The 12,354-nt window shown below is 46.7% G+C and carries 9 protein-coding genes; 6 read left to right on the top strand and 3 right to left on the bottom strand.

What is annotated here, in order from left to right; translation table 11 throughout:
- Nucleotides 1-190: 190 nt before the first annotated feature.
- Nucleotides 191-1,333 (bottom strand): polysaccharide deacetylase family protein, encoded by a 1,143-nt coding sequence (locus tag L6I86_RS08060; protein ID WP_236286041.1) that lies wholly within the window; start codon nt 1,331-1,333, stop codon nt 191-193.
- A gap of 117 nt (nt 1,334-1,450) precedes the next feature.
- Between L6I86_RS08060 and L6I86_RS08055 the strand changes: the two genes are divergently transcribed.
- The 4 genes from L6I86_RS08055 (at nt 1,451) to L6I86_RS08040 (ending at nt 7,043) form a co-directional block, all read left to right on the top strand.
- The gene (locus L6I86_RS08055; RefSeq protein ID WP_236286040.1) at nt 1,451-3,001 is read left to right on the top strand and encodes a fumarate hydratase; all 1,551 of its coding nucleotides are present in this window, start codon (nt 1,451-1,453) and stop codon (nt 2,999-3,001) included.
- 135 nt (nt 3,002-3,136) lie between these two features.
- Nucleotides 3,137-4,933, top strand: a complete 1,797-nt coding sequence (pnpS, locus tag L6I86_RS08050) for a two-component system histidine kinase PnpS (RefSeq protein ID WP_236286039.1) — start codon at nt 3,137-3,139, stop codon at nt 4,931-4,933.
- 120 nt (nt 4,934-5,053) lie between these two features.
- Nucleotides 5,054-5,770, top strand: coding sequence for a response regulator transcription factor (locus tag L6I86_RS08045; RefSeq protein ID WP_236286038.1), 717 nt, complete (start codon nt 5,054-5,056; stop codon nt 5,768-5,770).
- Between the two features lie 190 nt (nt 5,771-5,960).
- Nucleotides 5,961-7,043, top strand: a complete 1,083-nt coding sequence (locus L6I86_RS08040) for a Gfo/Idh/MocA family protein (RefSeq protein WP_236286037.1) — start codon at nt 5,961-5,963, stop codon at nt 7,041-7,043.
- 65 nt (nt 7,044-7,108) lie between these two features.
- Here L6I86_RS08040 and L6I86_RS08035 read toward each other — a convergent pair whose 3' ends face one another.
- Complete coding sequence (locus L6I86_RS08035) at nt 7,109-7,987, bottom strand: helix-turn-helix domain-containing protein (RefSeq protein ID WP_236286036.1); 879 nt, start codon at nt 7,985-7,987, stop codon at nt 7,109-7,111.
- A gap of 192 nt (nt 7,988-8,179) precedes the next feature.
- Here L6I86_RS08035 and L6I86_RS08030 point away from each other — a divergent pair, with 192 nt between their 5' ends.
- Nucleotides 8,180-9,022, top strand: a complete 843-nt coding sequence (locus L6I86_RS08030; protein ID WP_236286035.1) for a phytanoyl-CoA dioxygenase family protein — start codon at nt 8,180-8,182, stop codon at nt 9,020-9,022.
- Nucleotides 9,023-9,119: 97 nt separating this feature from the next.
- Here the strand turns inward: L6I86_RS08030 and L6I86_RS08025 are convergent, their stop codons facing one another.
- Nucleotides 9,120-10,934 carry a glycoside hydrolase family 43 protein gene (locus L6I86_RS08025; RefSeq protein ID WP_236286034.1) on the bottom strand — a complete coding sequence of 605 codons (1,815 nt, stop codon included), beginning with the start codon at nt 10,932-10,934 and terminating at the stop codon, nt 9,120-9,122.
- Nucleotides 10,935-11,182: 248 nt separating this feature from the next.
- On the opposite strand from L6I86_RS08025, the gene L6I86_RS08020 reads away from it, so the two are divergent.
- Nucleotides 11,183-12,337, top strand: coding sequence for a family 43 glycosylhydrolase (locus L6I86_RS08020; protein WP_236286033.1), 1,155 nt, complete (start codon nt 11,183-11,185; stop codon nt 12,335-12,337).
- Nucleotides 12,338-12,354: the final 17 nt, after the last annotated feature.

Raw genomic sequence — 12,354 nt, 5'->3', positions numbered from 1 at the left:
CAGTTTGGCGAGTGGGAAGGAAGGGACTGTTCCGTAAGATACCGCTCCTCTTGCATCTTAGTTTAAGTCCATTTCAACTAAATAGGTATCTACGTTACCTCTGAGACTCGTCTTGAAAGCTAAAAAGATTGCACAAAAAATGCTGTCCTAAAGTAGAAATATCTACTTATGGAACAGCATCTAGTTGTGTCTATTTCACGCTCGGCGACACCCGTTCAGCCATCTTACCGGTGGCCGGGGTATAGACGAGCGATTGCCCGATCAGCGCTTGCAGATCATCAAGCGCGATCGTGACCTTCCCGTGCTCACGCAGCACGGGCTCCCGCAACCGGACGCGCGTGTCGCTGCCGCGCGTTGCGGTCTTGGCATTCACCTGCAGGGTGAATGCCTGTTGCCCGAGGCGGAGGCGAAGCGCTCCGCCTTCAGCCGTGGCGCTGCCGCCGAGCTGCGAGATGGCAGCGGCGGCGTCCAAGCGCAGCGGCGCACTGTCACGCTGCGCCTGAACACGGCGCTGGATCGAGCGCAGCAGCAGCTCCGGCGTGATGTTCGGGCTGCCCGCGTTGATCCGCGGGATCAACATGTGATCGGCGCTGCGCGTCGCCATCTCGGGCGAGATCGTGAAGGCGTAGCGGATGCCTGCCTTCTTCACTTGTTCCGTCGCCGCAGGCGATGTGATGCCGTACGGGTACGCCATCGCGTCGAGCGGCTTGTTATCCGTGAGCGGTGCAAGCTTGCCGATGCAGGCTTGCGCATCCGAGAAAACGCGCTGCTGATAAGCATCCGCGTTCTCTCCATCAAGTCTGCCTACAAGCGCGGCTTCTCCACTCGGGAGCTTGTGGTGAAGGTTGTCCGTGTGGCAGCCGATGTCGATGAAATTCGTCGTATGCGTCATTTCGCTGATTTGCTCCTTGGACATCGACGGAATATAGGAGGCCAAGGGGTTCGCTAAATCCGTTGTGATGACGAAGTTGACAGCGGGTATGCGTAAGCTTTTGAGAATCGGATAAGCTCCTGTAAAGAAGCTTTGATACCCATCATCAAAAGTGACCAGCACCGCGTTCGATGGAACCGTTGAGCCTGTCAAATACATTTTAAACTCATCTAATGAAATAAAATGATAGCCTTTGCTGAGCAGAGTTGTTAACTGATTCTGAAATAGCGCACTTGTGATTGTACTTGAGCTTGTATCGGTGTCATGGATGTGATGATACATCAGGACGGCAACCTGATCTTGGAAGTAAATGGTCTCGGACCGTTCAGCCTGCAAAGGGGTTAGCAAAAGCGTAAGCCCTAGTAGACTAACGAGAATCGAAATCGCAATCCGTTTATACATGTCAGTGAATCTCCTTGTTTTGCTCACAAGAACCGTCGAACTGTTCCTATGAGGTATGGTATAATGGTTTATATTCTTTACGATTATGCGGGTAATTGAGAGGAGCTAGAAAGCGTTATGCAACATTTTTATCAAAGTGTGTATGATTTAATTGTAGAAACATCCACGAATCTTCCTGGTGATGTTCGTCGTGCGGTACAGGCTGCACAAATAAAAGAGGACAATGGCACGCGTTCCGCGTTGTCGCTATCCCGAATTGCTGATAACATTCATATGGCGGAAACGAATGTATCCCCGATTTGTCAGGATACAGGAATGCCAACGTTTATTATACACTGTCCAGTTGGGGCAAACCAAATTGTTATGAAGAAACATATTCTTGAAGCCGTTGCGAATGCGACGAAAGCTTCTAAACTTCGGACGAATTCCGTAGATTCACTTACGGGTGCTAATAGCGGGGATAACCTCGGGCCAGGAACACCAGTTATTCATTTTGAGCAATGGGAACGCGACGATGTGGAAGTGAAGCTCATTCTCAAAGGCGGCGGATGCGAGAACAAAAATATTCAATATAGCCTACCAGCTGATCTGGAAGGTGTAGGCAAAGCAGGTCGTGACCTCGATGGGATTCGCAAGTGCGTTATGCACGCGGTCTATCAAGCACAAGGTCAAGGTTGCAGCGCAGGCTTTATTGGTGTTGGCATCGGTGGCGATCGGACAAGCGGTTACGAGCTTGCGAAGCATCAATTGTTCCGTCATGTTGACGATGTAAACCCACATCCAGACCTTCGTAAGGTTGAAGAGTACGTGATGGAGCATGCAAACACGCTAGGGATTGGGACGATGGGCTTTGGCGGTCAAGTTACTTTGCTTGGTTGTAAAGTGGGAGTGATGAACCGTTTGCCAGCTAGCTTCTTCGTTTCTGTGGCGTATAACTGTTGGGCGTTCCGTCGCCAAGGTGTGATTTTGAATGCGGAAACAGGCGAAATCAATGGCTGGTCTTACCCACGAGGTGTTGAGGTTTCTTTCCAAGAGGCTTTCGAAGCAAGTGCGGAAGAAGCTAGAAACACGCCACAAGAAGAGCGTCGCGAGATCGTGTTGACGACTCCAATTTCGGAAGAGCAAATTCGCAGCTTGAAGGTCGGTGATGTCGTAGTTATTAATGGGACAATGCACACTGGACGCGATGCCTTGCACAAATATTTGATGGATCACGATGCACCAATCGATCTGAATGGCGCAGCTATTTATCACTGCGGTCCGGTTATGGCTAAGGATGATGCGGGTGAGTGGCACGTGAAGGCGGCTGGGCCGACAACGAGTATTCGTGAGGAGCCTTACCAAGGCGAAATTATTAAAAAGTTCGGTATTCGCGCGGTTATTGGTAAAGGCGGCATGGGGCCGAAAACGCTAGCGGCGTTGAAAGATCACGGCGGTGTATACTTGAATGCCATTGGTGGTGCTGCACAGTACTACGCACAATGCTTCAAAAAGGTTGAAGGCGTTGATTATCTAGAATTCGGTATTCCAGAAGCGATGTGGCATCTGGAAACAGAAGGCTTCGCTGCGATCGTGACGATGGATTCACATGGCAACAGTCTACATGCAGATGTAGAGAAGAACTCGTTAGAAAAATTGGCAGCTCTGAAAGAGCCCGTTTTCAAATAATAATTGGCTCGGGATCACCTTTACAAAAAAAATACTGGATTAGCTGTAGAAATTAGGGTTACTATTTAGAGTAGCCCTTTTTCTATATGTTATAGACTACATCGGCACACAACCCTGTTGGAGGTTCATGCATCCATGACGAAATTTCGTGCAAAGTTAACCCTGATTTTAATCTTATTAATTGGATGCTCGATGTTGGTTGCCGGTATTTTCATGGCAAAGGTTCTCGAGAGTTCACATGTGAATTCATTACAAGAAAATATGGAGCGAGAGCTTCATGTGATTGCTTCCAGTGGTGTATGGGATTATCAAGGGACGGACGCGGAGTTGATTAAGTATTATACGGCGCAGGCCCACCGGCTCAAAGACGCGACAACGGAGCGATTGACGTATGTACGTGCTGACGGCAAAGTTCTCGGTGACTCCGACCAACTGCCAGAGCAGATGGACAATCATTTAACAAGACCGGAAATCGCGGCAGCGGCTAAAGATGGAATTGGTTATACGACACGGTATAGTGACACGCTAAAGGAGAACATGCTGTATGCCGCTATTCCGGTAAAAAATGAAGCCAAAGTGACAATGGGGTATTTACGTATTTCGTTGAGCTTAGCTCAAGTAGATAAATCCATTCGCAGTCTCTGGTATTTCCTTGTTTCAGGACTCGCGATCCTCTTTGTTATTGCAGGTATTGTCAGTTATCGCATTGCTAAAGGAATTACACGTCCGATCGAGCGGATGACGAAAGTAGCGCAGCAAATCACGAATTTGAATTATGAATCTCGTGTCCCTGCTTATCGGAATGATGAGGTAGGGCAGCTTGGACAGGCTATTAATCGTATGTCTGAAAGCTTGCAAGGTCAAATGGCGCGCATCCAAGAAAATGAACGCAGACTGCAAGGCGTCATGGAAAATATGATGAGCGGCATCATGATGATTGACCGCGAAGAGCGGATTATGCTGCTCAATCCTTCAGCTGAAGCTATTCTGGGCTTCTCATCCCAAGAGCTATTAGGGAAGAAATATAATGAAGCAAAGCAGCAATATGATTTTACCAAGATGATTCAAGAATGCATTGAGCTTCAGGAACCGATTTCGGACGAGATGATGTTCTATTACCCAGCTGAGCGTATCTTGGATATTCATTTGAGTCCTATTGCACATGAAGATGAAGAATGGTCAGGCGTGCTTATCGTCCTGCACGATATCACGGCAGTTCGCAGATTAGAGCGAATGCGCAGTGAATTCGTGGCGAATGTTTCCCATGAGTTGAAAACGCCCATTGCGGCAGTTAAGGGCTTTGCGGAGACGCTGCTGGCAGGCGCGTTGAACGATAAGGAAACGGCGGTATCGTTTCTGCAAATCATTTTTGATGAGAGTGAACGGTTGAACCGATTGATTGGGGATATTCTAGAACTTTCGAAGATTGAATCGAAGCGAATTCCGATGAATTTCTCTCCTGTTTATTTGCCTGAATTTGTAGATAGATCACTTAGTGTATTGCGAAAAGAAGCCGAGAAGAAGCATATTGAGCTCAGTATGACGGTTGAGGATGATATGTATATTGAAGCGGACGAGGATCGGTTGCGACAAATTATCATCAATTTGCTGTCCAATGGCATTGCCTATACGCAAGATGGCGGGAAAGTCAGGCTTCGTGTAGAACCTCTGGAGACCAATGCTGACGGGGATTATGAGCGACTGCGCATCATTGTCTCGGATACGGGGATGGGAATTCCGAAGAAGGATTTGCCGCGTATTTTTGAACGGTTTTATCGGGTGGATAAAGCGCGCTCCCGAAGCTCAGGCGGTACAGGACTAGGGTTATCCATCGTTAAGCATTTAGTGGAAATGCATAAAGGCACGATTCGCGTTGAGAGTGAAGTTGGCGTAGGTACGAAATTTATTATTGAATTGCCTGTGATTCATTAAAATAGATCGATAATAAGTTGCGGATTTACACCGCGATGACGAAGGTTTTACAATGCCTTTACATTTGTGTGATACACTCAAGTTGTGCATTGTTAATAAACTGTAAATGCGGGGGATCCCATGGCACAAAAGATACTAGTAATTGAAGATGAGCCGACATTGGCTCGGTTGTTATCTTATAATCTTTCGCAGGAAGCCTATGATACGAAGGTCATTGATCATGGTGGAGATGGCCTGCAGGAAGCGCTTCAGCAGTCGTATGATTTGATTATTTTGGATATTATGCTGCCAGGTCTTAGTGGCTTTGAGGTGTTGGCGAAGCTTAGACAGAAAGGAAATCGAACGCCTGTCATTATCCTGACGGCACGCAACGCAGAAGATGAAGTTGTACAGGGATTGAAGCATGGGGCGGATGATTATATCACGAAGCCATTTGGGGTGGCCGAGCTGCTTGCGCGTGTGGCTGCTGTCTTGCGGCGTACTCAATCGGATGAAGCGGCTGCGGATATAGCCAAATCGAATGAGAAAGTGATTCAGGCGGGTGAGCTTCGTATTTATCCAGAGAAATATGAAGTTGTGCTGGGTGGCGAGTCGATTCCGTTGCGTCCTAAAGAGTTTGAGGTTCTGTTATATCTAGTTCAGCGACCAGGCGTCGTTGTTACACGAGATGATCTTATGAATATCGTGTGGGGCTTCGACTATATTGGGGGCCAGCGTACGGTTGATGTGCATGTGAGCTCTCTGCGCAAGAAGTTGGAAATGAATCAGCAGTCGGTTCAGATTGATTCAATACGCGGCGTGGGGTACAAGCTTGTAGCCACGATGATTAAAAAGTAAGTAGCATGGATGCTGATTAGTCAGTGGCCGTGCTTTTTTTCTGTTGTGGGACTTAGAGGCGATAACACAATTGCATACAATATTCGCAAAATCGGGAATTTTATTAACGGTGGTATTGGGTATAATTAATATATACATATGAGTACTGTCATTATAAGAATTTGCAGGATCATTATAGAGGAGGAACATCATGTCAACGACGTATCGGATCGCGATTATTGGGTGTGGAGGGATTGCTAATGGCAAACACATGCCTAGTCTAAGTAAATTGGACAATGTAGAAATGGTAGCATTTTGTGATATCATTTCGGAGAAAGCGCAGGAAGCTGCTGCGAAGTTTGGCAAGGGAGAAGCTCGCGTTTATGAAGATTATCGTGAGGTGTTGAAAGACAGCTCCATCGATATCGTACATGTGTGTACGCCGAATGATTCCCACGCGGAAATTACGATTGCTGCTTTGGAAGCAGGCAAGCACGTGATGTCAGAGAAACCTATGGCGAAAACAGCAGCAGACGCAAGACGTATGGTTGAAGCAGCTAAACGTACTGGCAAAAAGCTAACCGTTGGCTACAACAATCGCTTCCGTGGCGATAGCCAACATTTATATAAGATTTGTTCCGAAGGCGAGCTTGGCGACATTTATTTCGCGAAGGCACATGCGATTCGTCGCCGCGCAGTACCTACATGGGGCGTGTTCCTAGATGAAGAGAAACAAGGCGGAGGCCCGTTGATCGATATCGGCACGCATGCATTGGATTTGACGTTGTGGATGATGAACAACTATGAGCCAGCGGTTGTTTTGGGGACTTCCTATCACAAGCTATCCCAGCGTGAGAACGCGGCAAATGCTTGGGGCCCTTGGGATCCAGCTAAGTTCACCGTGGAAGATTCCGCATTTGGCATGATTACAATGAAAAATGGTGCCACAATTATTCTTGAATCGAGCTGGGCGTTGAATACGCTTGAGGTTGACGAAGCGAAATGTACACTTTCCGGAACGGAAGGCGGCGCTGATATGAAAGGCGGCCTTCGCATCAACGGTGAGAAGCACAGTCGTTTGTTCACGACAGAAGTGGAATTGCAAGCGGGCGGAGTTGCATTTTATGATGGAAAGGCAGAAGTTGCCTCAGATCTAGAAATGAGATTATGGATTCAAGCGATAGAGAATGACACTGATCCTGTTGTTACACCAGAGCAAGCTTGTGTGGTATCTGAGATTTTGGAAGCCATTTATGAGTCTGCGAAAACAGGTAAAGCTGTATATTTCGACTAGGACTATAAAATCCTATTTCCTGGGAAATAGTTAATGACATGAAAAATCCCTTCTTCCGATAGCGATTATCGGTTGGAGGGATTTTTTGTTGATTTTCGATGCTCACCAGGTGACGCGCCAGTGCGTTGTTTGAATATTTTAGAAAAATGATGCAAATCAGCAAAGCCACAATATTCGGAGATGGATTCAAGACTGAGCTCTGTATTAATAAGTAGTTCCTTGGCATGGTGAATGCGCATCTGCAGTAAGTATTGATGAGGAGAAGTGCCGTAACGTTGTTTGAAGAGGAAACTGAACCTAGAAACAGATAAATTGGCGCGATCCGCCATATCCTGAACGGAAAGGGGATCACTCAAGTGATTTGAGAAATAGGAGGTGATCCAGTTTAGGGATGGCGTAGGTGAAGGAACCTCGCGTTGATACGATTCTAATAAAGTTAGGATGATTTCTAGCATAATTTGCTGAGCTTTTAGTTGGTTAAGCGGATTAGACAAATGGACAAGCTCAATGGTTTGCATCAGTTTTTCTTTGAGCAGAAGGGGATCTTGTGGTTGGACGTGTACGGGAACTCGAATACTGAATAGTTCTTGAAGAGTTGGTTGCATCAGATGGCTATAGGCAGATAGGTCAATTTGCCCTGGTCGTGTGGGAAAGCTATCTTCTCTTTCGGGATTATAGGCGATGTCAAAGTGGAGAAATGGTGTGACTGTGTTCGTTAGTCCCTCTAAGGAAATCAGACTGCCTGGTTGGACGAGGCAGAATTGACCTGGATTGAATATGTACTTCTGATGATCGACCCAAAAACAGCATGTACCTTCCTGGATGTATACCAATAAATAGTCGAGGAGTCTTCTCTCTGGGTAATTCCATGGTTTGCGAACGGCAAAGTCACATTCTCTGATGTAAGGGACAATCGGTGGGGTATCCAGTAGTGGTTGCAGCATGAAAGGCCTCTTTTCATAAAATTCACAAGTATCTTCCGGATTGTAGGTGGTCGTACACTACTCTATTTTAGTGCAGGAAGAGTGTTGAAATCCAGTTGTTTTTGACAAAACGATAACCTTGTTTGACAAAGATTATTAGGGACGAGGATCCTATAATAAAGCTATAAATAGACAAATAGAGGTGCATAGCGAATGAGTAATCTAGAGGCGAATCAAATCCACGCATTACCATGGTTAGAAGACAGTTACGCGTTGTCGCAAGAGCAGCAGGCCAGCTATCAGAGAGATGGCCACATCGTTCTTCGCGGAGTAGCGAACGAAGCCGAAATCAATATTTATGAACCGATTATCTCCGATTTGGTGAAAAAGTTGAACAACCAAGATAAACCTCTAGATCAACGTGATACGTACGGGAAGGCCTTTATCCAAATTTCTAATTTATGGGAGCAAAGTGAAGCGATTCAACGTTTCGTGTTTGCTAAGCGTTTTGCCAAAATTGCCGCTGACTTAATGGGTGTTGATGGCGTTCGTATGTATCATGATCAAGCGTTGTATAAAGAACCACACGGCGGTCATACCCCTTGGCATCAAGATCAAATTTATTGGCCGCTAGATACAGATAAGACGATTACGATGTGGATGCCGCTTGTACCGATTTCTGAAGCAGTGGGTTCGATGACTTTCGCATCACAATCCCATCTCTTGGGCTACATTAATAAGATGGTTATTTCCGATGAATCCCATCGTACGCTGGCAGGCTATATCGAGGGGAAAGGGTTCGAAACCAAATCTCACGGTGCGATGGCTGCAGGAGATGCAACGTTCCATGCCGGATGGACGCTGCATAGCGCGCCAGGCAATCCGACGGATACGATGCGTAAAGTCATGACGGTTATTTATTATGCAGATGGCTTGCAAATTGCTGAACCGGATAGTAAAGCGCGTGAAAGTGATTTGAAAAGGTGGTTTCCTGGCTTGCAGCCGGGGGAGCTAGCTGCTTCAGAGCTGAATCCATTGTTATATAGCCGCAAATAAATAAAGAGATCGCTTGCCCACTTAGTGAGCATTAAGAATGGCAAATCGCCGATCAACACCCCTTTGAAACAAGGTGTTGATCGGCGATTCGTTGTTTCTACAGCTGCACAGGTTGTATAAAACCGTCTTCCCCAAATGTGAGCGAATCTATGCAAGTTTCCCGATGAAAGCCTTTGCCTTGCTTAAACCGGGTCGTTGGAGTTACAAACCTGTGATAGGCAATCCAATATTGATCCGTGCCGGGCTCTTGGAGTATGGAATGATGAGCAGTGCCGAGCATATCTTTTTCTTTATTTTTGACTAGAACGGGGTAATGGAAAGTGACTGGACCGTACAACTGCTCAGCGGTGCCATAGTTGACGTGATAGTCTTCGCTGCCAGTATCGTCACATGACCATGTAAAATGATACAACCCTCCTCGTTTGAGCACGGTCACAGCCTCTCGGAAGTCGTGTAGGCCGTCCACATTTCTCATCGTATCCTCCGCTATGCTAATCATATCGTCGCTGAGGCGTACGATCGTTGGGTTCCCATTTCCGAACAACAAGTAAGCGGTGCCGTCGTCCTCTACATAAATGGATGGGTCAATGGTCAAGCTCATGGGAATCCCCAAACGCTTCATTTGCTCCATCGAGATAAGAGGCTCAGGTTGTGCGCGAAATGGGCCCACAGGTGTCTTCGCAACCGCAACGCCGATTGCGTGGCTTCCGCTTTTCGTTTTGCCGCAGAAGTAGTAATAATAGTTGTCATTCCTGAAAGCAATCGCAGGCGCCCACGCGGAACCGATGGTCCAAGGGACATCCTCCGTAGCAAGATCCAAAATGATTCCCTCATCCCGCCAAATCTTTAAGTCATCCGAGGAAAAAGCGCGAAATTGCGTGCCAGACCAGCCATCAAAGCCATCGGTGGTAGGATAGAGGTAATAACGATCACCGAATTTCACAAGATCCGGGTCGGCAAATTGTCCGGGCAGCACCTGATGGCCGTCGCCGAATGCCGCGAGTAGACGGCAACTCTCTTCAAAAGTAATCGGTAAGACGCCGCCATGACGTTTCTTGGATGTTCCCAAGTCGAACTCGCCATCCTCCAGAACTCGAAACTCACCGCTTTCCAGATCTGAGGTGAGAAGCGGGAGGTAACCTTTTCCTTCTGCGAATCGGTCTACGATGAGGCACCATTCTTCTCGTTCGTTAAACTTATAGATTTGAGGGCCTTCCACGCCTAACAAGGCTTCTAATGCCGGGGCAATCAGTGGGGTGAAAGCGTCTCTTTCTAACGATGTGCCTTTTTCGACTCGAATGTTTTTGGTCGTTTCATCTTTGGAATAACGGTAATAGTAACCGTTATGCGCGATCATCGTCGTATCGATGATATGGTTATCCCGCTCAATGTACGGTTCAGCCGCTGTGAAACTGCGGAAATCTTTGGTGCGTGCACAGTAGATCTTTTGTTTCCGCTCTTCCTCATGCGGTTCCTGCGTGGCTGAGGCCCAAAATACAAGGAAATCGCCGGAGACTTCATCATAAATGGATTCCGGTGCCCAAACACAGCCAGCATTAGGCAGACCAACCGTAACGGACCAAGGGGAGGACCAATGCACCAAGTCGGTCGATTCCCATACGATAATGTCGCGACTTCCAGCATTAACAGCTGTATGCCATCCTTTTCCATTTGCAATACGGAGATCCGTGGCGATCAGATAAAATTTGGTGTCCTTGGGTGACCGTACGATAAAGGGATCCCGCACGCCTTTTTCCCCCAACTCGGAACACAGTACTGGCTGACCGGCGTTAAGGTCCTTCCAATGTAAACCGTCCTCGCTATAGGAGAAATAGACTTGTTCACCGTCTGGCTGTTCCCCGATAAAATGTACTAAAAGATAGCCCATATAGGCTTGATTCAACAATGACACGTGAAACACTCCTTACCCAATTTTAGTGATCATAGTGAAAGTATAGGAGACTCCTATGGACGGATCAATAGACTATCATGGTATTCAACTGACTTATTGTCCTTATTTTCAGATAAAGGAAGTGTAATAGATCAGTTATTAGGCAGAATCTGTTATTGTCCCGAACGGATGGATAACTCTATACTAAATAGAGTGAAATTTAACGATTTGATAACTAATCATGAAATCGCCATAAAGGAGTGCCCACTATGAGCCATGCAGTGTCAGCCGAGATTCAAATTTCCGTTCCTGTTAACCAGATACCGGAAATACCTGCCCAAGTTGAGATCGAATACATTGAAGGGTTACGCGCTGCGGTGAATGTAAAATGGGATGCTGTTAAACTAGAAGTAAAGGGACAACCCTGTACATTTCAGATAAAAGGGACAGCGCATGAGATCACCTATCTGGATCCTTGGATATTCCAGCGGGCGGATCCCCATGTGCTGAAGCATACGGACGGTTATTATTATTTTACAGCTTCAGTTCCGGAATATGATCGGATTATTCTTCGAAAGGCGCGAACGCTTAGTGGGTTAAGGGAAGCCCATGAAGCAGTAATTTGGGTTAAGCATGAGACGGGGGAGATGGGCAACCATATCTGGGCTCCAGAGATTCATTTCATCCATGGCAAATGGTACATCTATTTTGCAGCAGGAACGGCTGAAGATAGATGGGCTATTCGTCCCTATGTCCTGGAGTGTTCTGATGCCGACCCCATGACCGGTCAGTGGATTGAAAAAGGAAAGATATTTTTGGATTTTGAAAGCTTTTCCTTAGATGCCACGACATTCCACCACCGGGGGGAGCAATATCTAATCTGGGCTCAATACCAGGAAAAGGACAGCAATTTGTATATCGCAAAGATGGCTAATCCGTGGACGATCTCGGGTCCACAAGTATTAATAGCGAAGCCTGAGCATCATTGGGAAATTCAAGGATTCCGTGTGAATGAGGGACCTGCTGTGCTGATGCGTGATGGAAGGATTTTTGTTACCTATTCCGCTAGCGCTACAGATCACAACTATTGTATGGGATTACTGGAAGCTTCTTTGGAAGATGATTTGTTGGATGCCCGTTCATGGCGTAAACAGCCATCACCTGTATTTCAGACCAACGAGGAGACTAGTAACTACGGTCCTGGACATAATTGTTTTACTGTGTGTGAAAATGGTGCCTTGGATCTTATCGTATTCCATGCACGACCTTACCGAGATCTTATCGGCAGCCCATTGACAGACCCGAATCGTCATGCTCACGTACAAGTCATTTCATGGAATGAAGATGGTACTCCTTGTTTAGGAACTCCAGGAAGAACGGCTATCGATGTTACTGTGATTGCAAAGATTGTAGTTCAGTCCTAATCTAGGATACTTAGGCT

The sequence above is a fragment of the Paenibacillus allorhizoplanae genome (assembly GCF_927798215.1).
Taxonomy (GTDB): domain Bacteria; phylum Bacillota; class Bacilli; order Paenibacillales; family NBRC-103111; genus Paenibacillus_E; species Paenibacillus_E allorhizoplanae.
This window is presented reverse-complemented; position numbering and strand designations above follow the sequence as displayed.